The 25,940-nt window shown below is 30.5% G+C and carries 23 protein-coding genes and 1 tRNA gene; 13 read left to right on the top strand and 11 right to left on the bottom strand.

Features of this window, described 5'->3' with window-relative positions; translation table 11 throughout:
* Positions 1-17 precede the first annotated feature (17 nt).
* Positions 18-710, top strand: a complete 693-nt coding sequence (locus tag OZP08_RS14925; RefSeq protein ID WP_281322218.1) for an SIMPL domain-containing protein — start codon at positions 18-20, stop codon at positions 708-710.
* Positions 711-839: 129 nt separating this feature from the next.
* Here the strand turns inward: OZP08_RS14925 and OZP08_RS14920 are convergent.
* The 6 genes from OZP08_RS14920 to OZP08_RS14895 all read right to left on the bottom strand — a co-directional run bounded on the left by OZP08_RS14920 (position 840) and on the right by OZP08_RS14895 (position 4,070).
* A tRNA-Tyr gene (locus OZP08_RS14920) sits at positions 840-920 on the bottom strand.
* A gap of 524 nt (positions 921-1,444) precedes the next feature.
* Positions 1,445-1,810 (bottom strand): TlpA family protein disulfide reductase, encoded by a 366-nt coding sequence (locus OZP08_RS14915; protein WP_268849529.1) that lies wholly within the window; start codon positions 1,808-1,810, stop codon positions 1,445-1,447.
* Positions 1,811-1,849: 39 nt separating this feature from the next.
* Positions 1,850-2,596 carry a DUF4369 domain-containing protein gene (locus OZP08_RS14910; RefSeq protein WP_268846895.1) on the bottom strand — a complete coding sequence of 249 codons (747 nt, stop codon included), beginning with the start codon at positions 2,594-2,596 and terminating at the stop codon, positions 1,850-1,852.
* 214 nt (positions 2,597-2,810) lie between these two features.
* The gene (locus tag OZP08_RS14905) at positions 2,811-3,032 is read right to left on the bottom strand and encodes a hypothetical protein (RefSeq protein WP_268846894.1); all 222 of its coding nucleotides are present in this window, start codon (positions 3,030-3,032) and stop codon (positions 2,811-2,813) included.
* A gap of 179 nt (positions 3,033-3,211) precedes the next feature.
* Positions 3,212-3,652, bottom strand: a complete 441-nt coding sequence (locus tag OZP08_RS14900; protein WP_268846893.1) for a KTSC domain-containing protein — start codon at positions 3,650-3,652, stop codon at positions 3,212-3,214.
* Between the two features lie 175 nt (positions 3,653-3,827).
* Positions 3,828-4,070 (bottom strand): hypothetical protein, encoded by a 243-nt coding sequence (locus OZP08_RS14895; RefSeq protein ID WP_281322217.1) that lies wholly within the window; start codon positions 4,068-4,070, stop codon positions 3,828-3,830.
* Positions 4,071-4,232: 162 nt separating this feature from the next.
* On the opposite strand from OZP08_RS14895, the gene OZP08_RS14890 reads away from it, so the two are divergent.
* Genes OZP08_RS14890 through OZP08_RS14870 form a run of 5 tightly spaced genes read left to right on the top strand, consistent with a single transcriptional unit; the run spans position 4,233 to position 6,397 of the window.
* Positions 4,233-4,778, top strand: coding sequence for a hypothetical protein (locus OZP08_RS14890; protein WP_268849528.1), 546 nt, complete (start codon positions 4,233-4,235; stop codon positions 4,776-4,778).
* A complete protein-coding gene (locus OZP08_RS14885) occupies positions 4,775-4,927 on the top strand; it encodes a hypothetical protein (protein ID WP_268846892.1) in 153 nt (50 codons plus the stop codon). The genes OZP08_RS14890 and OZP08_RS14885 overlap by 4 nt, the downstream gene beginning before the upstream one ends.
* Before the next feature lie 11 nt (positions 4,928-4,938).
* Positions 4,939-5,169 (top strand): hypothetical protein, encoded by a 231-nt coding sequence (locus OZP08_RS14880; RefSeq protein ID WP_268846891.1) that lies wholly within the window; start codon positions 4,939-4,941, stop codon positions 5,167-5,169.
* Positions 5,170-5,198: 29 nt separating this feature from the next.
* On the top strand, positions 5,199-5,579 hold the full coding sequence (locus OZP08_RS14875; RefSeq protein WP_268846890.1) for a YchJ family protein: 381 nt from the start codon (positions 5,199-5,201) through the stop codon (positions 5,577-5,579).
* 23 nt (positions 5,580-5,602) lie between these two features.
* Positions 5,603-6,397, top strand: coding sequence for an META domain-containing protein (locus OZP08_RS14870; protein ID WP_268846889.1), 795 nt, complete (start codon positions 5,603-5,605; stop codon positions 6,395-6,397).
* 120 nt (positions 6,398-6,517) lie between these two features.
* On the opposite strand, the gene OZP08_RS14865 is transcribed toward OZP08_RS14870, so the two are convergent.
* Entirely contained in the window at positions 6,518-7,462 is a 945-nt protein-coding gene (locus OZP08_RS14865) for a nuclear transport factor 2-like protein (RefSeq protein ID WP_281322216.1), read from the bottom strand.
* 209 nt (positions 7,463-7,671) lie between these two features.
* Here OZP08_RS14865 and OZP08_RS14860 point away from each other — a divergent pair, with 209 nt between their 5' ends.
* Positions 7,672-8,526 carry an EamA family transporter gene (locus OZP08_RS14860; RefSeq protein WP_268849527.1) on the top strand — a complete coding sequence of 285 codons (855 nt, stop codon included), beginning with the start codon at positions 7,672-7,674 and terminating at the stop codon, positions 8,524-8,526.
* 241 nt (positions 8,527-8,767) lie between these two features.
* Here the strand turns inward: OZP08_RS14860 and OZP08_RS14855 are convergent, their stop codons facing one another.
* Positions 8,768-9,562: an RMD1 family protein gene (locus tag OZP08_RS14855; RefSeq protein WP_268846887.1), complete on the bottom strand. Its 795-nt coding sequence runs from the start codon at positions 9,560-9,562 to the stop codon at positions 8,768-8,770.
* A gap of 386 nt (positions 9,563-9,948) precedes the next feature.
* On the opposite strand from OZP08_RS14855, the gene OZP08_RS14850 reads away from it, so the two are divergent.
* The 3 genes from OZP08_RS14850 to OZP08_RS14840 all read left to right on the top strand — a co-directional run bounded on the left by OZP08_RS14850 (position 9,949) and on the right by OZP08_RS14840 (position 12,662).
* Entirely contained in the window at positions 9,949-10,311 is a 363-nt protein-coding gene (locus OZP08_RS14850) for a hypothetical protein (protein WP_281322215.1), read from the top strand.
* A gap of 344 nt (positions 10,312-10,655) precedes the next feature.
* On the top strand, positions 10,656-10,793 hold the full coding sequence (locus OZP08_RS14845; RefSeq protein WP_268846884.1) for a hypothetical protein: 138 nt from the start codon (positions 10,656-10,658) through the stop codon (positions 10,791-10,793).
* 228 nt (positions 10,794-11,021) lie between these two features.
* Positions 11,022-12,662 (top strand): S41 family peptidase, encoded by a 1,641-nt coding sequence (locus OZP08_RS14840; RefSeq protein ID WP_281322214.1) that lies wholly within the window; start codon positions 11,022-11,024, stop codon positions 12,660-12,662.
* Positions 12,663-13,492: 830 nt separating this feature from the next.
* Here OZP08_RS14840 and OZP08_RS14835 read toward each other — a convergent pair.
* From OZP08_RS14835 to OZP08_RS14825, 3 genes are all read right to left on the bottom strand, one after another.
* Positions 13,493-13,984 carry a DUF4411 family protein gene (locus OZP08_RS14835; protein WP_268846881.1) on the bottom strand — a complete coding sequence of 164 codons (492 nt, stop codon included), beginning with the start codon at positions 13,982-13,984 and terminating at the stop codon, positions 13,493-13,495.
* Positions 13,981-15,120 (bottom strand): ImmA/IrrE family metallo-endopeptidase, encoded by a 1,140-nt coding sequence (locus tag OZP08_RS14830; protein WP_281322213.1) that lies wholly within the window; start codon positions 15,118-15,120, stop codon positions 13,981-13,983. Before OZP08_RS14830 ends, OZP08_RS14835 begins: the two co-directional genes overlap by 4 nt.
* 180 nt (positions 15,121-15,300) lie before the next feature.
* Complete coding sequence (locus tag OZP08_RS14825) at positions 15,301-15,606, bottom strand: helix-turn-helix domain-containing protein (RefSeq protein ID WP_268846878.1); 306 nt, start codon at positions 15,604-15,606, stop codon at positions 15,301-15,303.
* A gap of 362 nt (positions 15,607-15,968) precedes the next feature.
* Between OZP08_RS14825 and OZP08_RS14820 the strand changes: the two genes are divergently transcribed.
* Genes OZP08_RS14820 through OZP08_RS14810 form a run of 3 tightly spaced genes read left to right on the top strand, consistent with a single transcriptional unit; the run spans position 15,969 to position 25,930 of the window.
* Positions 15,969-16,967, top strand: coding sequence for a helix-turn-helix transcriptional regulator (locus OZP08_RS14820; protein WP_281322212.1), 999 nt, complete (start codon positions 15,969-15,971; stop codon positions 16,965-16,967).
* 49 nt (positions 16,968-17,016) lie between these two features.
* Positions 17,017-20,022: a hypothetical protein gene (locus OZP08_RS14815; protein ID WP_281322211.1), complete on the top strand. Its 3,006-nt coding sequence runs from the start codon at positions 17,017-17,019 to the stop codon at positions 20,020-20,022.
* 7 nt (positions 20,023-20,029) lie between these two features.
* Complete coding sequence (locus OZP08_RS14810) at positions 20,030-25,930, top strand: DEAD/DEAH box helicase (protein ID WP_281322210.1); 5,901 nt, start codon at positions 20,030-20,032, stop codon at positions 25,928-25,930.
* The last annotated feature ends 10 nt before the right edge of the window (positions 25,931-25,940 follow it).

Raw genomic sequence — 25,940 nt, 5'->3', positions numbered from 1 at the left:
AATAAAAATCAATAATTATGAAAAAAGCAGTAGTATTAATCGCTTGTCTATTTACAGTTTTGACTTATGGTCAAGAAACAAAACAAATTCCTCAGGTAAATGTGTCTGGAGAGGGAAAGGTGAAAGTAACTCCTGATCAGGTGTTAATTTTGGCAACTGTAGAAACAAAGGGGAATAATAGTAAAGAGGTTAAGAAACAAAATGATGAGCAAATGGAATCGGTTTTAAAGTTGGTTAAGAGCATGAATTTGGCTCCGGCAGATTATAAAACCAAAAGAGTTTCATTGAATCCTCAATACGATTATGAAAAGAAGAAAAACAATTATAATGCAACGCAAACTATTGAGATCTTATTAAGAGACTTGTCAAAGTATGATGCGTTAATGGAAGGTTTAGTTGATCAAGGGATAAATAGAATTGATAATGTAACTTTTCAATCTTCAAAATTGGCGCAATACCAATCTGATGCAAGAAAATTGGCTATGAAAGATGCGAAAACGAAAGCAGAGGATTATGTGTCTGTTTTAGGGCAAAAAATTACCTCAGCAATACTAATTGCAGATAATTCACAAAACTATTACCCACAGCCGGTATATATGGCTATGAAAGGGGCAATGGGGGCTCAAAGTGATGCTTCTCCAAGAGAAACGATGGCTGTTGGAGAAATTGAAATAGTAGCCAATGTAAGTGTGAGTTTTAAATTGGAATAACGCTCAGGAATTATGAATTAAAATCCCATCTCGTTGAAAAAAATGAGATGGGATTTTTTATGTATTATTTTTCGGGGCAGGATAATTTTGATCAAAAAAAAACGCTTCAAAAAAATTTGAAGCGTTTTGTGGGGAGAGCAGGATTCGAACCTGCGAAGTTCACACAGCAGATTTACAGTCTGCCCTCGTTGGCCGCTTGAGTATCTCCCCGAGCCATATTTGGTAGCGCTTATTGCGTTATCCGGGTGCAAATATAGAGACACTTTTTAGTTTTACAAACTTTTTTTGAACTTTATTTTAGTATTATTTTTAACACATTGGTATTGAATAAAATAAAATTTGATAATTTGATAGATTTTTTATTTCGGAATGTAAAAAGGGGGAGTTTTTATGATAATTCGATGTTTTTTGATGCATTAATTCTTGTAATTTGTCTTAAGATTGGTGTGATTTTGACTTTATAAAAATTTTAGAATTGATTTTTTATCACTTTGCAAGAGATGTAGAGGTTAATGGTTTTGGGCTAATAAACTTAAATTCCTTGATTTTTTCTTTTTTAAGTCTTTTGATGACTGTAAAAGGATTGAAATAGCTAGAGTATAGAAATGGTTATTTTTTTGAATATCTTCTCTTAGGAATGAGTATAGATGATTTTAATTTCTTTTTGATTAGGGTAGTATTAAAATAAAAAAATCTCCACTAGGGAGATTTTTTTATTTTAATATTAGAAGAGATTATTTTCCTAATAATTCTATGATTTTTGCTTTAAGCTCATCGCCTCTTAAATCTTGTGCAACTACATTTCCTGACTTATCAAGAATAAAAGTAGCTGGAATTGATTCTACTTTATATTGTTTGGCAATTGGTTCTTCCCAGCCTTTAAGATTAGATACTTGTGTCCAAGTTAATTTATCTTTGGCTATGGCTTCTTTCCATTTTGCAGGATCTTCATCTAGAGAAACACCAATTATGTTAAGTCCTTTAGAATGTAATTCATTATAAATGGCTACTACATTAGGATTTTCTTTTCGACAAGGACCGCACCATGAAGCCCAAAAATCAACTATCGTTACTTTTCCTAAGCTTTCTTTGAGGGAAATGGTTTTTCCTTGAGGATTAGGAGCGGAAAAATCTGTCCTTCATTTAGCAGTTGGAGCAGCAGTAGCACCAACAGAAGGAGTTTTCATTTCTGTAAGTTTAGCTTTTATTGCTTTTCCAGGTTTAGTGTTTTTTAAAGTTTCTTCAAGGCTGTTGAACATTGATTCAATTTTTTTAGCATCTACAGTTGGATCATCGCCCATGCTTTTGATGATCAATACACTGATGAAAGATTTTGGGTGTGTATTTGCGTAATCAACATATTTAGCTTTTGATGTAACGCCAACTTCAGCTTGAATTTTAGAGTATTCTTGCATTAATGAATTAATTACAGCAGTGTCTTTGTTTTGTTGCGCAGTTTGCATTTTTTGCATGTTAGCAGTTTGAAAATCCATTAAAGGTTTTTGAACTTTAACAAGGTCTTCATTGAATTTTACAAACTCGTCATTGCTATAGGTTCCAGAAATTTTAGATTTTTGGATTGTATCTTTGTTTACTACGATTTTAATATCTCCGTTTTCAAGAATAAAAGGGATTTTACCTTGTACTCCTTCAATTTGTAAAGTATGGAAAGCAGGTTCTGTTACTTTTCCTTCGATTTCGAATTTACCATTTTCTATTTTTACTGTATCAACAGCAATTAATCCCATTCCTTTCTCATCTTGAGCTTCAAGAATAACTGATTTTCCATTCTCGAATCCAGCTGCAGTTCCTGAAATTGTGTATTTATCTTTACTGCAAGAAGTTAGGATTGCTGCAGCACTAAGAAATAAAATAATTTTTTTCATTTTAATTAGTTAATTGATTTAAGGTTACAAAAGTATTTAAATTTATAAATTAACAATAACTTTTAGCCCCTAAATTTATGTTATAATTTGGATAAAAACCGAATTTGACTCCTTACTATTTATTTGGTAGCAAGAAGTGTATTTTTGATTTGGGATTTTATTGTCAAAAGTTTGTTTATAAATTAGGTTGATTTTTTTAAATTTTTATTTGCCTTTAACTTACTTCACATTTAAGGATATAAGATTCAGCATGTTCAATCTCGTTTAATGTTATTTTTATATCTAGATTAACAGTTCTTAATTCTTTGTGTAAGTGTGAACAAATTGGATCTGAATTTAGTTTAAAATCTATTTCTGCCTTTTGTTTTTCAAGTGTTTTTAGTGTTTCAGTGGCTTTGATGTATTGCCTCTTGTACAGGTTTTGCCAGTCATTCATGGTTAAGTCGTTAGGTTAATGATTTAAGGGGCAGCTAATATATAAAAAAACTTGTTAAAATTGTGTTAGTTATTAATACTTTTGTTACATAAATTATGTTAAATATTATTTTGAATTTTTTTCAAATAAAAAAAGCACCCTCAAAAAGGGTGCTTTTTTTATTTGAAATGGTAAGAAAACTAGTCTTGATTAATAGTTTTTCTCCAAGTATAGGCGTTAAGAATGTGTCTTTTTGCAAATCTTCCAGGAGAATCTGCATTAACCATTTTTACGTAAGTAGCTTTAGGAACACTGATGTATTCATAAACACTTCCGTTTGAGAAATTGATGATTAATCTACCTTCAACAAATTTGTAATCTGTAATTGTTGATGTAGAGATAGTCTCAGTATACTCTGGTAAGTTTTGTTTAATTGTCTCAGGATTGATACTTACCAAAAAGTGGTAGGCTTCAATAATTTTTTTACTGTTTTCTTCAGCCGCTTTTAATCCTGCTTCATCACCTTGAAATTTATCAGGATGCGCATCTTTCATCGCATTGCGATAAATGGTTTTTAAATCTTTAAGCTCTACTGTTTTTTCTACGTTAAGCAGTTTGCGGTATTCAACTATTTTTTTCATAAATAAGGTAACTACTTGTCTTTTAATGTTAAACCGGAATTGGTTGGTTGAAAATCGACAATTTTTTGCAAAGGTACACTTTTTTTTAACTTTTTAGTTTAGACCCCAAAAAAAATCAAAAAAAGTACATTTTTTTTTAATCTTTATTAAATGTATGTAATGATATAAAGGCTTATTACTGAGGCTTATTGTTTGCCTTGTCAAAGTTTTTTGATTTTTTTGGATACTTGTTATAGCTAATATCGCTTGGGTTTTCAATAATGCTTTTTATGGTAATCCAATCACCTAGATTGTATTTTTGAGCCATTTTGAAGTCTAAAAGATAGGCACCACAAAAATAGTTGTTGTTTTCATCTTGCTCCATTATTCCTGTATAAACGCCTTTTTGTAGCATTTTATCTTCTGCTGCTTTGCTCATAATCTCTTTGTTGTTTTATAATAAATCTAGCGACAAAGTTAAGCATTTATTAATCATTAAATGAGTGATTGAAAGTTGAAATGGTTTTTAATAATGAATTATGTTTTGGTTGTTTTTGGAATTGATTTGGTGGATACAGCTGTTTCTGATTACCTTTGTTTTATGGAAAAAGTGTTTCGTCCAAGTCCAAAATCATTCAAAAATACATTTTGTGTTTTTCAAGAAGTTCTTCCTGAAAGGATTGAAGGATTGATAGTGCAATATGACAGTAAATCGGGAAGTAAGTATTATTATACTAAAGAGGGGATGTACCGTTTATCGAATCATTGGGGGAGATTGGCTAATAGCAAATGGCGTTTGGTACCCTTGAACCCAGAAACTGATTCTAAATTTAAAATAGGGTTTGCTGCGTGGGAGGAGTTTTATCCAGATAATGCAGAAGAGGAATTGTATTATTTAGAAGCCAATTATAGTGACAATACCGTAAATTACCAGCATAAGAAGAATCCAAACTACGATTCTAAAGCCATACTGAGAACAAGTTTTGACACCGCTAAAAGAATCAAACAAATTCGGAATTTATTTGAACTAACTTCATGGGCTAAGTATTTTGATTATGATGATATTGATGAATTACGAAAAGAAATTATAGATAAGCTAATTTTTACCAATAAGACATTGGAAGAAATAAAAAGAGAAGTACAATGAGTAGAAACAACGAAGGAAATATCAAGAAGCACAACGATAAGCTGCATAAAGCACAAATAAAAGCTAAAAAAGCTGCAATGGATCGTAAAGAAAAACTAAAGCTGATTACTAAAAAGTTTAATGAAAGTAAGTCTTCAGAGAATAATTAAATACCAATATCATGGATAAAAATAAATTTAGTGAATTAAAGAATGGAGTTCAGGAAATAATTGATCTCATTGCCAGTAAAAATGGTAGAGAGGCTAATAATAAGTTGGTAGAAGTTAGTGAGGAATTAGACGAATTACTTGATCATGCCGAAGAGGATGAGGAACTTATAGAGATTAGTAAATATCAAGTATTATTGAATCAATTGCAGCAAAGAATAATTTTGCTTGACGGACAATTGTAATGTTATTAATTAGATTTTTATAAATAATTATGGCTTCAGAAAAATGCTACTGTGGTTCTTTGGAACCTTTTGAGTTATGTTGCAATCGCTATATCAATGGGACACAAAAAGCCCCAACAGCTTTGGCATTGATGAAATCAAGATATTCAGCTTATGCAACCCATCAAGCCGATTATTTATTAGAAACTACTCATAGTTCACAAAGAAAACTGTATTCGAAAGCCGAAATTTTGAACTGGGCTACAGCCAATCAATGGCAGAAACTCGAAATCATTTCGGTTACAGATACTACAGTAGAGTTCAAAGCTTATTTTAAGGATGAAAATAATGAGGATCAAGTGCACCATGAGTTTTCTACTTTTAAGCAAGAAAACGGAAGTTGGTTCTATGTAGATGGAACGTTTAAGTAATTCTAAATTTTAAAATTGAAATTATGAGGAAGTGGATTCAATTATTGATAATTGTCTTATTTATTACCAGTTGTAAAAGTGCTATGATAGCTCCTAAAGAAGTAGTAGAAACAGAACCTACATTAGCCTACAAACAACAAATGGAAAATTTAGAGCATGGAATTTATTTTAGAGCGAATGGTAACGAACCGGAGTGGAGTTTGAAAATATCCGAAAATGATATTGAGTTCACTTCTTTGAAACCTGGTTTTGAATCACTAAAAGGTGCTCATGTAGACCCCATTAGAGCAATGGATGCCAATGTAAAAATGTATCGTGTTGCCACTGCAAAAGGGATAATGAATATTCAAATACAGCAGCAAGAATGCATTAATATGATGTCTGGATACAAGTCAGCTTATACAGTTCGAATAGAAATCCCAAAAGAAAAATCTGGAGATTCAACTAATTTTAATGGTTGTGGGAGTTATATAACGGATTCACGTTTACATGATATTTGGGTTTTAGAAAAACTAAATGGAAATGCTGCGAGCTTAACGAACTTCAGTAAAGAATTGCCTAATTTAGAAATCAACAGTACAACGAATCAATTCATGGGATTTGCGGGTTGTAATCGTATGAGCGGAACTATTTTCTTTGAAAAAGGATTGCTTAGATTTTCGAATACCATCACTACTCTGATGGCGTGTGGGGATAATAATAAAGAAAGTGAATTTATTACGGCATTAGAAAGTACTACAGCTTATAAAGTAGAAAACTTGCGATTGACACTGAGTAATCAATCAGGGGTAGAGTTAGTGTTTAAAAAAGTAGATTAGTTATTTTGAGTTCATAATCGATACTATTCTAAATAATATTAAGTAAAAAGAAATGAGGGTTTGTATACCCTCATTTTTTGTCTAAACTGTTGTCGAGACACTATCATTTTGTATAAAAAGTTATTTTGCTTCTAGTAATTTTTGACTATAGTATGCTATTTCAGAGGTTATTTTTCCTTTATCATCAAAAGTATCTATGAATAAAATGGGCAGCACAATATTTTTCTTATCAGATTTTCGGATTAATCTAATTTTCCACCACGATTGAACTATTCTTGCATCATCTAATTCATAATGTAAATAATCAGGATACCCTACTTGGTCAATGCTCACAAGATCGAACATTTCGAACATTTTTTTGTCGTTTTCTTTTTGTTCTGCCAGTGTGTATTCTTTGTTTATATCAGTTGAATTGATATCACTAAAAGTTGCTTTGTCATCATAAAAACTATATGCCTTGTCAAAATCTTTATTTTCAAAGGCATGTACCATTTTCCGAACGGAATTAATGTTTTCATGATGATTGTAGATTTCACCATTCTTTCTATCTGCGAAACTTTGATTGATTTCATCATTCACAGTACTGGTCGAATAATTAATCAACGTTTTTATTTTATTGTTTTTATCTACCGTAAACAAACGATGTAAGGGTCTATCTATTTTTACGCCTGTTTGCTTTTGTACTCCTTTTATGTCTTCCCAAGTTTGTACCCAAACAACATCTTTTTGATTTTCATCTTTATATTCTAATGCATCAGGATAAGCACCTTTTGATCGTTTAATACTAGGGTAGTCTATGTTTTCTTTCCAAGTTTGAACTGTCTTTAAGAATGCCGCTTTATCTAATCCTTTATCGTCCTTATTTGTTGTTGTACCGCTATAATATTTAAAATCATCAGCTAAGTAGCTGGCTACTTTGTTTGCGTCTCCACTAACAAAGGCTTGGGTCATGGCTTCTACAGTAGTTATAGCAGGATGCTCTACATAAATAGTACCATTTGTTTTTTTTTGAGAGTATGCGATGCATGTCACAATCAGCAATACAATTGAAATACATTTTTTCATATTTATAAATATATTTAGTTAAAAAAAGGATTAAATTTAACAAAAAAATATTGATTATCAGTTGTTTATGGTTGTTTTGTTTTGGATGCCGTTTAGTTGGTTTTAATTAATTCTGTCTTATATGTTGCAATCAAAAAAAGTGTTTACTGTAGAGATTGTCCATAAAGAGAAGCTTATAAACTGTATTTTTGCGAGATAAATATAGAACTATGCTTTTCTTGATTCTGAGTATTATTTGCAGTGTAACTGTAGGGGTAATTTTTAAATTTACTCGAGTTTATTCGTTAAACACAATTCAAATTGTTGCTGTCAATTATGTTGCAGCCTTAGTTCTTTGTTATTTGATTTTTAGTCCAGATTTAAATGCCCTAGAAACCACATCGCCTTGGGGTATATATGCAGCTCTTGGTATTTTCTTACCATCCGTATTTCTTTTTCTGGCTTCATCCATCAAATTTATGGGGATCGTAAAAACCGATGCTGCACAACGATTATCCCTTTTTATTCCCATTTTGGCAGCTTGGTTCCTTTTTGGAGAACATTTTAATGCTTTTAAAATTTCAGCACTTTTAGTTGGATTTCCAGCATTACTACTCATTCTGGCAAAACCTACTTCAAACCAAGAAAACAAATGGATTTATCCAGCCTTAGTATTATTGGGCTTTGGAGTAATTGATATCTTGTTTAAGCAAATCGCTTTGTACTCAACTCTTCCTTTTACAACATCTTTGTTTGTGGTTTTTGCTATTGCATTGGTTGTAGCGGGAATGGTTGTAGGCTATAAAATATTTCTTAGAAAAGAAGAACTAAGCCCCAAGAGTTTTCTTTTTGGGGGCTTGGTGGGGATTTTTAATTTTGGTAATATATTTTTCTATCTCAAAGCACATCAAGCTTTTTCACAAAATCCATCAACTGTATTTGCAGGAATGAATATGGGGGTCATTGTGATTGGCAGCCTTGTGGGAATCTTTATTTTTAAAGAAAAAGTAACCAAACTAAATTTAACTGGACTCTTTTTAGCCTTATTGGCAATTGTTTTAATTGTGGCTTCACAGATGAGTTAGTGAGGTATTTAATCCAATTTGGGTATTATGAACATTATTCGGGCGTGACCACATTAGAGAAAGAGGCCAATCTTTAGGGGAGTTTATACGGCCTCTTTCTCTAATGCGGTTGGGTCATTCGAGTTACAAGGTAACTAGCTTCTACCCCTCACGCGAGCTAGCAGTAATCCAGATGGTTATTAGAAATTATCATAAAAAGGGAAATGGTAAAATCTTACTTGTGGAATTAGAGTTTAAAAGATTAGTGAAAGAGCAATGCTATCATTATTTCCATAAAGATTAATATAATCACAATCCATTCTAATCGGGAGCTTTCTCGTACATTCAGAACATCTGTAAAAAGCCTAAGGTTATCTTCGACAATAGCAAGTCGATAATCAAGATCTTTGAAACGGGGGTTAATGTCAAAATTAGTTTTTAGATGGAGGTTTAGTAAATTAAGATCTTCATTGTCCCATACTAAATTGGGGTCATCAAGTATGTAAAGATTATCAACAATACTGTTTTTAATATTCAATACTTTCCCGATATACTTGAGTAAATCGATTTTAGAAATACTCAATTTCCCACGTTTTTCCAATTCTAGTATATATTCTCTTGAAGAGCTGATGAGTTCATCGGTAAGAATTTCATAGTAATCCAGAGCAACAGACTGACCAATATTAAGCATTACAATTCTTAAGACGGAAGGATCAATATAGGGAACTAAAACATAGTCGTTTTTGATGACTACTTTTGACAAGCTTTTATCAACTTCTATTCTATATTCTTCAGATAAATCAAAATGGACAGCAGTAGAGGCATAATTTTGGAGAAAAAGGAGTAATTCTTTTTTCTTTGTTTCAGCATAATTAGCAAATACAACTACTCCATAATCAAATATATAGAGGTATCTTTTTTTATTTCCCAAAGTATAAAAAATTTCCGAAGGAGAACTGGAATAAGCTTCAACCCCAAATTCAGCTCGGATTTTTTTAATATTAAAAGCTTCCGCTATTTGAATGGCTTCAATTTTGATTAAATCGGATTCTTTCATACGAATATGATATTTGTTTTTTAATGGAATATGGTATCGCCATTTTTCATTCCAATTTAAGATTTAGGAATCATGGCGATTTCATACAAAAGACGCTATTTATTTCTTATTGCAACTAAAAAAAGTACTTTAAAGTTAGCTATTTATGTTTTAAGATTAGAATTTGTAATGTCATTTTTATTCAAAATACAGATAAAACTTATTTTTAACATGGCTCAAAATATTAATGTATTAATAGAATGACGAGAAACAATGCTTTGATTAAAGATTTAGATAACGATATAGGTTTATGGAGGCTAACTATAGAACTTTTTGCAAGGATAGAGCAGGTGTTTTGTTTAAAATATGTAACTTAGTATATTGTAAGTCAGTTAAATGAAATTGAAATGAAAGCGAAAGATAATACATCAGGTTCAAATGGCTTAAATCCAAATAAGGAAGATAAAAACAAATTACCAGATTCACTTTTGTATCCTCCGGAAGAAGATATTTATAGAAAGTTCCATAAAGAAAGCGAAATAGATCCCGAAGATATTTCCAAAAAAAAGGCGCCCGTTGAAATTAACAATGTTAGTAAACTAAACGAAAAAGATTTCGATGAAGATATGTCCGGTGGGGATTTAGATATTCCAGGATCTGATTTGGACGATGAATTTGAAAGTACAGGTAATGAAGATGAAGAAAATAATCATTATAGCATTGGCGGTGACAATCATAGTAACTTAGAAGAAAACAATGATAATAATTAGCTGTGACATATAAAATCTAAATATAGTATGATTACAATACATTAGAGATACATATATGCGTTTTTGAAAACTAAAAGGGTTAAAATCTAATAACTTTAGATTTTAACCTTTTTTTTCAATATCGCTTTTGATTTCTAAAAAGTTGGCTGGGATAATCAATATTTAGAGAAATCAATTTGGTTATCATGTATTTAGTCGTGTAAATGAATAGAAATTAGTTTTAGGATAATATTTTATATGTTAAGGATAGTATATTATTACAAGAACCATTAAAAATTAAAGACATTTGCCACATTTAAATTAGCGAAAAAACTTAAAATTTTAAAAAATTAAGTTTAAAAAATTTGAAAGTAGTTAAGATTTCAGACAAAGAAAAAGCAAGTATTACTGGAGGTTATGGAGCGTCTTCCACGGTACAATGTGATGGTGGCAGATCAGCTTTTCTAATAATATACGGCGCTTCTCAGTGGACTTGTAATTAATCATTAGATTGCTACTAAAAGAGTAATTATCAATAAATGAGATTACTCTTTTGTACTTTTTTTATAAATTTTCTAGGGCAGAGCCATCGAAGTATTAGTAAGTAATGATCTTATCCTTCATTTTATGAAAGCCAAGTTTTCAAAACGTTCATTTACTGAGGCTGAACATTGAGAAATTAACATCAAGAGTTTAAAGTCATTCATTAAGCATTTATATTTTTATTCAATATGAGAAAAGTTTATTCTGTTTTTATTATAATAGTTCAGTTTGCATTTGGTCAGGAAAAATTATCTGAGACCCAAAAACTTGCCACCACTTGCAAAGTTTGGGGCTACTTAAAATATTATCATCCAAATGTTGCTGATGGAAGTAAAAATTGGGACGAACAATTGTTTCAGATTTTACCAAAAGTTGACGAAGTACAAACTGCAACGGAATTTTCATTGGTAATGGAAAATTGGATTACTTCATTAGGAGAAGTTAAAGGATACAAAGCTGGTAAGCCCAATTCAAAAGTTGACTATTTTACAAAAAATATTGATTTTAAATGGATTGACAATTCTAAGTTATTTTCTAAAACCTTAAGGAATAAACTCAAATTTATTGAAGAGAATAAATATCAAGGGAAACCATATTATGTTCAATATGGTGAACCTCTTTTAGACTTTAAAAAAGAAATTAAATATTCAGATTTTAAATGGGCTGATAGAAATTTACGCCTTTTGGCACTTTTTAGGTATTGGAATTATGTAGAATACTTTTTTCCCTATAAATACCAAATGGATCAAAACTGGGATGCAGCTTTAAATGAGATGTTGCCTAAATTCAGTACCCCTGATTCTGAAATAGATTTCGTTTTGGCAATGAAAGAACTAGTGACAAAATTAAATGACACCCATGCTTCTTTGTCTTCTTTTAAATTGTTTGACTATTTTGGCGATAAATGGATGGCAGTAACGATTAAGATCATTGATGAAGAGGTTGTTGTGACTGGATTTCAAAATGATTCATTAGCAAAAATCGATGATTTCAAAATTGGGGATGTAATCACAAAAATTGATGGAAAAACTATAGCCCAGATTATAAAGGAAAATAAAAAATATGTTGAAGGCTCTAATCCTAGTGCCGTTCTTGATAGATTTTATTGGGTTATCCTTATGGGCAAATCAAATACTTCTGAAATTGAATTTATTAGAGATGGAAACACATCCATTAAAACAATAAAAAGGTATTCATATAGAGATTTAAAAATTCAATTTCCAGAGAAAGAAAAATGGAAGCTTTTATCTGACAATATAGGGTATGTTAATCTAGAGGCGTTGGAAATCAATGATGTTCCAATAGTTATGGAGCAATTTAAAAATACAAAATCAATAATTTTTGACATCAGAAATCATGGCAATGATACTAATTTTGCCATCGCTGAATACCTAAATCCTTCCCCAAAAGAGTTCGTCAAATATATAGATCCTGATTTAAGTTACCCTGGCCGGTTTATTTGGAGAGTAGGAATTGAAAAATGTGGAAAAACTAATGCTGATTATTACAAAGGAAAAGTGGTGATTTTAGTAAATGAAAAAACATTTAGTCACGGTGAATATACAGCAATGGGTTTACAAGTGGCTCCAAATGCAACAATAATTGGCAGCCAAACTGCAGGAGCTGATGGTGCAAATGCCAAATTTGAAGTTATCAAAGGATTTCCAACCTCATTTACATGTTATGGGGTTTTCTATCCAAATAAAAAAGAAACGCAAAGAATAGGTATTGTTCCAAATATTGAAGTAAAACAAACAATAAAAGGTATTCAGGAAGGAAAAGATGAAGTGCTGGATAGAGCTATACGATATAGCAATACAGGTAAATAAATTTAAAAACGATGATTTATTTCACAACATCAATAAAAAACTAAAATAATTATGAAAAAAAAATAGTACTTATTTTATTAGTATTATCAGGGTCACTGGGATATTCGCAAACATTGGATTGCAGCAAATTTAAAAATGTAACTGTTTATGATGCGAATTTTCCTTATAGGTATTTTATTAGAAAAGACAATGTGCAAGAAAATTACAACAATGGAGTACTTGAGATAGTTTGGGATTTAAAGTGGATAAGTGCGTGTGAATATGAAGTGATTTGTAAAAAAAATAGTGGAGACCTTCCTATACTGGTGGGTGATAGAGGTATTGTGACTATTACGAGTATTGACAACGATTGCTACACCTGCAAAAGAGTATTTTATCGTAAAGATTTTCCCCAAGGGAATGTTGACTCTAGCATTACATTTTGTTTAAAAAAAGAGTAATGCTTCAAATGTAAAATGGGCTATTAAAATAAAAATATAGTTTTAGTGAATCCTATTTACCGATACAGAAATTAGCGTCCAGTATTTACTGATGTTTCCAGATTATATGGTACAAAAATGGTACAAATCTGGGCGAAATATCACAAAATAAAACAAAGTATCCTTATTAAGATAACATAACTCATGGGAGTTGTTTAATGCAAAAATAATAGAAATTTTTAATGTTTGATTACTACATAAAAAGAATATTCTGCGTAACTACATGATATAATTAATTGAAAATGTTAGTCAATTCTCTTCTTTATTTTACAAAGTTTGTTTTTATTGAGGTACAAATGAAAAATAAAAAGACTATTGTGATAAACCGTTGTTATAGGCGGCGGTAGTTTATTAGAATGATTCGCCTAAATTTCTAAACATTTGTATTAGAGTTGTATATGGAACTCCAAAATGATTACAAGGTTCAGGAATTTTAACTCTTTTTATTGAATTCGAACTTATCTCATGAGTTACGATAGTACAATTATTTTTCATAGCGTAGGCGATAAGCCAAGGGTCTGCCAAATCAGTGATTAAAAATTCATCTTTGGCATTTTGAATATAATTTGGATGAGAATGTACCCATAATGCAATTTCGCTATATTTATCTATGCAAGATGATGTGTCAATGAAAAAATCCCCATTAAAATCATCCATACACCAATTAGATAAAGTGTCTGGTGTGGAGATATCACAAAGCTCTTTTTTAACTTTATCTATGCTAACAATAATACCTCTATTAGATAAATCAACTAATTTATTCCAAAATCCAGGAACAACATCAAATGGATAATGCATTCGATGAGCTTGAATAAAAATGTTACTATCTAATAAATATTTCATCGGAATAAATATTCAGTGACAAACTTATGATATGTATCACCTTTTAAATTCGTTAATTTATAAGCTTCTCGATAAAGTAATTTATTATCATTTACTGCTTTATTTACGAATGAGGCAAATCTTATGCTCACTCTTTTTCTTGCAGTAAAATAAAAATTACCACCATCTTTTTGATTATCTTTTTTGTCTTTTACTTCTTGAATATATTGAGTGTAAAAGCTAATAAAATCATTCTTACTAATCAAGTTCAAATCTAGTGCTCTTCGTGCAATAACAATTTGGCTTACCTTAAAAATTCGACTCAAATATTTGTAATCGTGAGTAGTCTTCCATTTTTCTAACAGATAAGTTTCAGGCACTAAAAATTCTGCAGCAACTTGATCACAAAGTTTTTCTATTGGATCGTTAGCTGGAATAAGGTTTTGATTATCGAAACCAGCACTTTCTCCAAGCCATATGTGGGCAAGTTCGTGAATTAAAGTGAACATTTGTGCGGCTTTAGCATCAGCAGCATTTATAAATAAAAAAGGAGCTTTTTTGTCAACTAATACAAAGCCACGACATTCATCTACATTAATTGGTCTTTTAGTGTTTGTGCCAACTATTCCATTAAATGTTACTATAATACCAGCTTCTTCAATTTTGTGAGTAAGGAAATCCAATGCTTCTTCCCAAGTACTATGTTTTGTAGCCCAATCAGACTCTAAATTTAAAGTACTTCTAATATCATTTACAATAGAATTGTAATCGTCTGTGACTTTGTATTTGCCTACGAAATTTAAATTAGCAAATTCAAGTTCTTCTAAATATTCAGTAAGCCAATTTTGCCTATCCTGAATAATTTGTATGGCATGGAAAACATTTAGACTAACTTTATTTGTTGCTTGATTGTTAGCACTTCTAAAAAATGGTAAAGGAATGCTTTCTTCTGGTGGTTTTGGAAGAAACATATATCCAAACGGAACATGAACTTTGTGTGTAAAATCTTCAAGCTGTTTTACAGTTGGGAATTTTTCGCCTTTAATCCAACATTCTACATTTGCGTTTTGAGAATAAAAGTCATTTAGGGTATTACCATTTCTAATAATAGCCCATTCTATAATTTCTTTATTTATATTTTCTACTCTTGTACTCACTTCACAAATATAATATATTTTGTCATATACTGAATGTGTTTAAATATTGCCTATATCTGAGATGTACTCATATCAAGAACATAAAAATGCTAAGTCATACATAATTAGAATATTCAGAAATGAAGGTTAAAAAGAGGAAAGTTCAGAAATCTAAAGTAACCTAGATTACTGAACTTTTTTTTAAATACCATTTTGGATTTCTAAATAAGTTTTTACTCGACCTGATTTAATCCATTTCATTAACTCATGTTTGTAAAAATAAATGTGTTTGCCTCGTTTATTAAATGGAATTTCCCTTTTGCATGCTTTACTATAGATTGTCGATACTGATAGGTTTAAAAGTTTTGATGTTTCTTGAATGTTGAGTAGTTCATCTTGATTTTCTCCGGTAGGGGAGATTCGTTCAATCATTTTTTCCAAATGCTCTAATTTATCATATAGTGTTTTCATCATTATTGGTATCTGGTCAAAAGTAAATGGTTTCATGATAATTTGTTGTTTAAATCTTATGTAAAAGTATGTATTGTCATGACAATGGTTTAGATAAATTAGGTATAAATACTTACTTGTTGATGTCTTTTTAATCGATATATTTGAAATTGTCTGTTAAATACTTAAAATACGGTTTTCCATAAATGAAAAATAAATTAAAAGATAATATTTGTCAAGGGAAGTTATAAAAAGTTGTATAAAAACTTGAAATGAAGATTAATAGAGTTTCTACTTTTATTTGATGATGAAATTGATGTGTAAATGTCATAAAGTGGTTTGTAGGTTGAGTTTTTACTTCAGTTGCTTTAGATTGCTTTTCGTATCATTGTGAGGTAATGATAAATCGTGAAAATAAAATGTCTACAAATAAGCACGCTATAATTAGGTACCAAACTTTAGATAAGTGCTTCCGTAATACTGGGAGAAATTATGCTATTGATGACCTTGTGGAAGAATGTAATAGGGCAATTTATGAGTACTCAGGTAAAGATGAAGGAATAAAAAAAAGACAGATCTATGATGACATTAGATTTATGGAGAGTGAGCAAGGTTGGAACATAGAATTAAAGAAAGTTAAAGACGGTAGAAGAGTTTTTTATAAATATGAAAACCCAAAATTTTCTATTTCAAATCAACCGTTAAATGAAACTGAAGCAAACCAACTTAGAGAAGCTTTATTAACATTGGAAAGGTTCAAGGGATTGCCACAGTATAAGTGGATTAATGAGCTGAACACAAGATTAGAATCGTCCTTTAGTTTAAAGCAAAAGAGTGACGTTATAATTAGTTTTGAAGAAAACGAATTCTTAAAAGGATTAGAATTCATTCCTGAACTTTACAATGCTATTCTTTATAAAAAAGTATTAAATATAAATTATAAGAGCTTTAAAATAGAAAATTCTACGATAATTATAATTAATCCTTATTACCTGAAACAGTTCAACATGCGTTGGTTTCTATTCGGAAAATCAAATGATTATGAATCTATTACAAATTTAGCTTTAGATAGAATTGAAAGTATAGAATCCGTAAACCAACAATACATTAATTCTGACATTGATTTTAATGAATATTTTGATGATGTCCTTGGAGTTACAGTTCCTAAAGATATAGTCGAAACCATTATACTTGAAGTCAGTGAATCTCTATTACCTTATTTGAAAACTAAACCCATTCACGGTTCACAAGTGATAAAAGAGGTAGATGGTAAAAATTATTTACAATTGAAAGTAATACCCAATTATGAATTGGAAATGTTGATCTTGTCCCATGGAGAAAAAATAAAAGTATTGGAGCCATTATTTTTTGTTGAAAAACTTCTAGATAGAGTTAACAAAATGAAAAATAATTATTAGTGCAGATGCAATGCACATATAGGGTCTAATTTTGACAAAAATTAATCTTATGAGTGAATTTTACAAAATCTTAAAAACCCGAAATCTTGAGTTTCATACTGGTCAACCAGTGTGGAAATACACTATATCTGATTTAGAGCTCAGTCAATTAAAGGAAAGTTTTAAAATTGTTCAACGACTTTCTCAGCTCAATCCTAAAGATTGTGCAATCTACTATGCAGAATGGTGGAGAAGAACTTTTGACGGTGGGTATCCGTCTTACGATAAAATTTATAATTCGTTGGAATCAAAAAAATTATGTTTTGATTCCAATGATTTTTATGAATCTGCTAAAAAAGGTGGAAATCTTTTAAATTATAAATGGATTAAAATTCAAAACACACATTATCTTAAAACCTTATTATTACAAGGCGGTCTTCCATTAAAACACATAAAAAATAATCGAGGGAAGTATAGAGATTTTCTTTTGAAAATTATTCACTTAAATCCCAGTTCTATTGAAGATTTTTCTACTAATACAGAATTAACTGGTCTACTTCCGAAATCCAGTCAAAATGAAATTATTTATAGTAGTTGCTTAGAAATTGTTCGCGCTGTATTGGATAATGATGAAAATGAGTTGTTAAGTTTTAAAGAAAATGCAGATTTAAAACAAATTACCGAAGAGTTAATTATTGAAAGGGATAAGGTCAGAAAAAAGAATAATGCTATTAAATTCAAATGGAATTTTAATTCTAATGATAACACCTTCTTTCTCAATACCACCATTACATCAAAAATAGGATTTGAAGAACTGAATTATATTTTAGATGATCAAATTGTTGATTATCAAAATGAGTATAAATTATTTGTTGGTTTAGATTTAATTGCCAAACTCATAAAAAGAAATAATGACACATACAAAGTGGTGCAGTTCAAAGATTTTGTGAGTTGTAAACAAGATTTTGATACAGAAATTTATATAATTGATGGTAATGACAAAATTTATTATGCTAATCATTTACTTTATTCTAAACTAAACTTAGATTTTCCAACATTATGGGCACCAAGTAATAACGAAAATTTTGTTTTAGAAAAATCAAGACACACAAATAATAACTATGGTTATATACTATCAAATGATACTTTTTCAATCGATGGGAAATTTGAAGAGAAAACGGAAATTGAGATAAATAACAAACCTTTCTCAATAATAAAATTTCAAGAGGAAATCAAGTTGAAGAAACCGAATAGTAGTACGATTATGTTTAAAACAAACATTGAGAATATATTTGATTGGAGCATAGTTTGTGAAAAGCCAAAGTGGCTAATTAGAAGCAATTTAAATATTGTAAAAAACAACTTGAAAGTACTAGTTTATGATAATATCGGGCAGAGGATTAATAATCCAACTATAGAATGGAAACAAGTAAATAAAAGCATTTGGTATTCAAAACACATTACTCCAGAACTAGGAGCCTTGGATATCAAAATTTCACATGATGGTATTGATGAGTTTGAAAGAGTTTTTAATATTGGCGGTTTGTGTTTGTCAACAAGTTCAGATTACAATAACCCAGAAATTGTAGTAAATAGCAATTCTTTTGTTTTAGAAGTATACAAGTCAGACCATTATAATGTTAGTATAAATCAAAATAAAGTAACTTTTAAAACAACAAATCCTTCGAAATTTCCATCTTCAATCAAAACTAGAATTAGAGTAAATAATCAAAGTTTTGGAATACTTGCCGAAGTAATTTCGCCTTTCCAAGGAGTTATATTAGTTGACCAGGATGAAAATGTAATAAATGCGGATAAAATATTTTTAGATAAAATAAAAGGTTGGCGATTAATTGCAAATTCTCATGGGAAAGAATATGAAGTAAGGATTTTTAATAATAAGAATCCTGAAATTGTCATATCAAAAAAGATAGAAAGGAAAGTAATACCGTTGTTTGAGTTTTATGATACGTTTAAATCACTTTTTCAGCTTTATAATATTATCGATGCGGATAACTTTTTAAAAATGGAAATTTTTGAACTATTACCCAATAATAGGAATCGGAAAATTAAAAGTTATAGTATAAAGCAATTTTCTGAGACAATTAAATGGGAAGTAAATGATAAGAATATTATAAAATTTGATGAAATCGAAAGTATTGATATTTTGAATAGTGTATATGCTTTGCCATTAGATTGTGATTTAGAATATATAGATAAAATTGAAATAAAAAGAGATTTAGATTTTTACTCAATTAATGCAACTAACGCCAATAAATTTATTCTCTTCTCTGATAAAAATTCAAAATTCAAGATTAAACCTGAGTTTATTTCTGTGAATCCGGAAAATGAATTAACTACTATTGAGGATAGAAATAATAGAATTACTAATTATTCTCAGCAACTTTTAGCCGAGGATTTTACTAGTGATGTATGGAATAAGTTTTGGGTTTATTATTATTTGTGCAAAGAAAATGATTTGCCTTTTGCAACATTTGATATTATAAAAGCAATTACTACATCATCTCAATTAGCAGCTAAAGCATTTGCTTTTTTATCGGTAAAATTTGATGCAGGAGAATATAAGTTTTCGGGAAACGATTTTATCGAATTAGAAAATGACTTAGGTTTTTCTTTTCATTGGGTTGAACTATCAGATTGGTTAAGTAATTGTCAAATTAACCCTCAAATATTCGAAGCACTAGCTGTTATGCTGAATTTTAAATGGAACAAATTAAGTTTGTGTTTACTTCAAAAAAGTAAGATTGAAAATTTTGTTTTTAATGCAGAACTCAATAACGTTAGAGAACGTTTAGGTGAAAGAGTTTTAAGCCAGTTACCTTTTTATGATATTCAAAAGGACAGAAATAATTATGTTAAGCCAATACCACAAAAACAATGGAACGATCAAGTTAATATTTTAGTGATTGCACCACTCACAGTAGCATCATCCATATCAGGTAAAAATACAGGTTTATGGCATGTAAATGGGGACAATTTTAGAAGGAGAATCAAGTATGTAGAAGACCTTGATAAAAAATGGTATGAAGAATCATTAATTTATTATTTAAACTAAAAGTAGTATGAGCCAAGAAATAAAATTCAAAAAGATATATAGTGAGATTCAAGATAGATTAAAAGAATCTATTTTATCACTTTGGGCAACTGGTGATGCTCAATTTCAAGACTATTTATCAGATTTATTTGAAGAAGAAAAATTGTTAGCCGAACCGGTTTTCCAAAATACATTCCCATGGACACCAGCGAAGGAGTCATTTGGCGATTTAACGAATTTGTTTGATAGTAGTTTTATTAATAAACTAGATAAGATAAAGGGAGAATATGAATTTCCTAAAAATAGAAATCCTTACAAGCATCAAATTACGAGTTGGAACACTCTTCTAAAAGAAAATAAATCAATAGCAGTTACTACTGGTACAGGTTCTGGTAAAACAGAATGTTTTATGTTACCAGTTCTACAAGATTTATACGAAAACTGTCAAGATGATATTGGAGTAAGAGCTATATTCTTATATCCTTTAAATGCGTTAATTGGCAGTCAGAAAAAGAGAATGGATGCATGGGTAAAAGCGCTTGATGGGTTGACCTATGCTGTTTATAATGGAAATACAGAGGAAGATTCAACTGCTATTAATAGAAATAAATATTTACCAGAACTAATATCAAGAAAACAGATTCGTGAAACTCCACCTCAAGTGCTTTTTACAAATCCTTCAATGTTGGAGTATATTCTAGTTCGTGATAAAGATGTACCACTACTGGAAAATTCTAAAGGTAAATTGCGTTGGATTTTGTTAGACGAGGCACACACATTAGTAGGTTCAGCAGCTTCAGAAATGGCTTTACTGATCAGAAGAGTTGTCGATGCCTTTGAAGTTGATATTAAAGATTTACGCTTTGCAATTACATCCGCAACAGTAGGTAGTGGTGAAGAAAGTGAGAAAAGCTTAAAAGATTTTATGGCGAATCTTTGTGGAATAGAAAGCCATCAAATAGAGGTAATTACAGGTAAGAGAGAATTCAAAGAACTACCGGATAATTTTCAAATAGCTAATAAAAATGAAATTGAAGTATTAAGAAAAAAAGTATACAACTCAAATGCTATTACTTTAACTCAAATAACAGAAAGTTTAATTACAAAGAAAAGTTCATTAGATGAGAAATTAGAAATTGTTGACTCTATTGTTGAAAATAAAAATGGTGAAGTTTCAATTCTACCACTGAGAGCCCATCTTTTCTCCCGCGGAATTGGCGGTGTTTATGTTTGTTCAAATCCAAATTGTGAAAAACATAAAAGTTTTGATTCAAAAAGTCTGTTGGGTACTATGACTACTTATGCCGAAAAAAACTGTTCACATTGTAATTTTCCAATGTTTGAACTAGTCGCTTGTCGTTCGTGTGGTAATGAATTATTAAAGGCAGAAAAACGACTTGAAAGAAACGGTAATGAAATTCTAACACTTTCCACATCAATCAATCAAGACAATTTTATTGTTGATGATATTGATAATGATGAGAGTGAAAATGTAAATCCAATTACAGAATCATTTTTCTTTACAAAAAGAAATACCAATAAAAGACATGCACCACATACATTAGAATTTGGAATAGATAACAGCGGTAGAATAAATCGTAATCAAGACATTTTTATTGAAGCTGATCGAGATGGTGAATGTGTTTGTCCTTATTGTTCTAATAATCTGGATAATCCATTATATTTTAGAATATCATCCTCATTTATGAACAGAATTTTATCAGATGTTTTTTTAGAAAACACGCCAGGTGCTGATGAAATTCATTCTGAAATGCTTTGGGAAGGACATAAGTACATTTCATTTACAGATAGCCGTCAAGGAACTGCAAAAATATCAGCATTAATTAATATTGATAACGAGAACAATTGGATTCGCTCTCAGGTGTTTCATAAGCTATGGCAAGAACAATTAAATATTTCCTCTGATGAAACCTTTAATTCTGATGAATTAAAAGAACTTGAACAACAATTAGAACTTCAAAAGATTCCGGTATTAAGAAAAGCTATTGAAGAAAGTATTAATAGTATAAAAGCCAATGCTCAAAGAAACAACGAAAAAGTAAGATTGACTTGGAAACATTTATATGATTATTTAAATCCTAAATCTGATTTAAAAACACTTTTCAAGAATAACAATCCCAGGGAAGATAATATGAGCAATCTTGAAAGATATTCAAGAGCTTTATTATTTGACAATTTCGCAAGAAGAATTCCCAGAGAGCGCTCATTAGAAAATTTAGGAATGGTTAGTTTGGTCTATCCTGATTTGGATAATGTTCAATTACCTGCAATTGCAACTCAATACAATTTAACTTTAGAGGATTGGAAAAGTATTTTAAAAATAGGATTAGATTATGTTATCAGATACCAATTTAACTTCTTTGTTGACACAGTAATATATCCTTATTCAACTTCTTTTTTGAGAAGCGTGCATATCCATGAGCCGGATTCAAACTTGCCGAATGTAAAAAAATGGCCTACATTTAGTAGAAATGAATTAAGACCAAATAGAATGGCACTATTATTATGTGCTGGTTTAGGGTTTTTAAACAGAGCTGAAATTAATAACGAAATTGAAGATGATATAAACCAATTATTAACTGAAATTTGGAGAACAATAAGAAGTAGAGTTCTAGATGCTGATGGTAATGGGTTTAAGCTTAATATCGAAGAAAGAACAAAATTTCAATTATCTGAAAAACTTTGGTTATGTCCGGTAAAAAAGCGTCTAATTGACGCACAATTCAAAGGATATTCTCCTTGGATTACAGGCTCTTTTACAGAAGACAATATCAGACATTTTGAGATAAAACAATCGCAACCATTCACATTCCCAAAATTCCAATTTCCATTTAACAGAAATGAGCAAAATGAATTGAATCTTTCAGCAACAAAAGATTGGATTACTAATAATTCAGCCGAATGGAAGCAAAATGGATTATGGAATGATATTCACGAAAAAATAATTCTAAATAGACCGGTATATTTATCCGGAGAGCATTCTGCCCAACAGAATGAAAAAAGGTTAAAACAATTAGAAGATAAATTTGAAAAAGCTGAGATAAATATCCTCAACTGTTCTACAACTATGGAAATGGGTGTAGATATTGGTGGTATCTCAACAGTTGTAATGAACAATGTGCCACCTGGTCCGGCAAATTATTTACAAAGAGCTGGTCGAGCTGGTCGTAGAAAAGAAAGCAAGTCAATTGCCTTTACGGTTTGTGCTCCAAACCCGGTTGGATTAAATGCTTTTAATATGCCTACTTGGGCATTAACACATAAAATAGCTCCTCCATTTATCTCTTTCAATAGTGTTCAGGTTATTGAGCGTCATATAAATGCTTTCTTTTTAGGAAAGTTTGTTCAAACTGATGCGGTTAGAGGTATAAGGGTTACTGCCGAAATTAATGATTTTTTCTTTAATGAATTAGAGCCAATAGCGGTAAAATTCATCACTTGGTTGATGGGAAATGAAGTGAAACAATATTCAAATCAAGTAGCAGATTTAGTAAGAAATACTGGTTATGAGGATAAAAATTTCACCTACATTTTGAATAAAGTTTTTTCAAATTTTAACCAACTACTAAAAAAGTCTAAAAGTAAAAAAGAAGGTTTCGAAAGTAAATTAAAAGAGATGGAAGAAGAATTCGGAAATACTTCTCCAGCTTATAAAGCCGTGAATATTCAATACATTCAGTTTTTAAAGAAAAATGCACTTACCTTTTTAGCCCAAGAAGGATTTTTACCAACAGCTGGTTTACCAACTGGCATTGTTGAATTTGATACAACTAACATCGACAGTCTAAATAATCGGAATAGTGGGAAAAAAGAAAATCCTTCTTATTTTATTACAAGAGCATTAACGGAATTTGCACCGGGTAATAATATTGTTATTGATGGAATGAATTATCATTCTTTAGGTATTATTTTAGACGATAACAGAGGAAATCAATCATCTAAAGAAATAATCCAATTATGTAATTCTTGTGGTTACCAAAGAATTGTTGAAGTTTCTGAAGGTCAAACTATAGAAACGGAATGTCCGCATTGTCATAACCACAATTTTAGAGGATTAGTTTCTGATAATGATGGTAATAGAGGAATTTTTACAGAAATGATTCAACCGGCTGGTTTTGCTGTAGATATTTATCAGACACCAAACCGAAAAATATCCGAATCATCAAGAATTCAGTATGTCGATCCATTATTAATTAATGTTAAGCCTTGGGAAAATAATAGTAATAACATTTATGATATAAGGGAAAGTGAAGAGAATGGAGAAATTTTGTACTATAATATTGGTAATGGCAACGGTTTTCACGTTTGTTTACATTGTGGTAAAACCGGTTTATCATTAGAGCAGCTAAATGACCATAGAAGATTAAGAGGAGGAAAAGATGATTATGGAGGCTCTGCTTGTTCAGGAAACTATTCGGCCACTGCCATAAGACCGAATGTAATTTTAGGGGGACGATTTAAAACTGATTTTAGTGAAATTAGAATTAGAGAAAATAATGCCTACTCAAGAAATGAAATATTATTGTATTCACTAGGTTCAATTTTCGTGAAAGAACTGGCAAGTTATTTGGCGATTGAGCATGGTGAACTTGATTTTGGAATTAAGCGATATGATACTTACTCAACAATTTTCATTTTTGATACTACCAAAGGAGGTGCCGGATATGCCAATCAATTCTTTTTATATGCAGATGAAATATTCAAACACTCTAAAAATAAGTTAGAATGTAATTGCCAAACCGCATGTACCAAATGTTTAATCGACAGAAAAACACAATGGCATATAAATCTTTTAGATAGAAATATAGCTTTAGAGTGGTTAAATAACATAACTGATTTTACAACTCCGGATGATATAATAAGTAGTTATCCTTCCGCAAAGAGAATGCTTGGTAGCATCAAACAAGAACTAACGAAGTTAAATTACGCATCTAAAATCAAAGAAGCATGGTTGTTTGTAAATCCGAATGTGCAAAGTTGGGATTTAGATAATATGTTGTTTTTAGAGAATTTAAAAAGTAAAGCAATAGTAAATATTGTACTAAAAGCAGCTCCAATCATTACAAATAACCAAGATGTAATGACATTAATTCAATTGTCTGCTTGGGCCAAATTATGGATTCAAAAAAGTGTTCCCAACGAAGCATTGACAACTATTTCTTTTGTTCAACTTCAAGACGGCACCAATCAAGAATATATTGTAAACGATACTGTTAACCTTGATTTAGATAACAACTGGGGTGAATCTGGTAATGCAGAGCTTTATAAGGTTAACAGTTTAGCAATTCCAACTTTGCAGTCATTTGAAACCGACAAATTACTAAATACAGGTGCTGTTTTCGAAGCAGAAATCAGCACAGATTCAATTCTAAGTTCGGTAAATCTTGCTGATGAGGTACTTAATAAACTTGGAAACAAAATAGATTTAGGCTCAAAAATGAAGGATAAAAAATTCAATGTTTCTTATTCAGACCGTTATCTAAAAACGCCTTTTGGTTGTTTGTTAATGTTACAATTCATTACCAGAATTCAAACGATGTTGCATTTTGAAATTGACAATTTTACTTTTTTTGGTCAGGAATTCTATAACGAAAGAACTCCTCAGAAGCTTTTCCACGAATTTAAGGATCGTGAATCACGAGATAGTTATTTAAAATCATTTAGTTATGAATTAGGCGCTAGTAATGTAAATGTAGTCTCTGATTCAATTCCACATTACCGATATTTTGAATTTAGTAATGATGAAATTAAAATTATAATTCGACCTGATGCAGGTATTGAACATGGATGGAAACTAAAGGATAATAATTTAAGAGTTGAAGAAATCAATGGTTTAGATAAGGATTTCGAAATCATCAAAATGAACAATCATCCTATTTTATATACAATTAGTATTGAGAATAGTTAATACAAATAAA

The sequence above is a fragment of the Flavobacterium aestivum genome, from assembly GCF_026870175.2.
Lineage (GTDB): Bacteria > Bacteroidota > Bacteroidia > Flavobacteriales > Flavobacteriaceae > Flavobacterium > Flavobacterium aestivum.
This window is presented reverse-complemented; position numbering and strand designations above follow the sequence as displayed.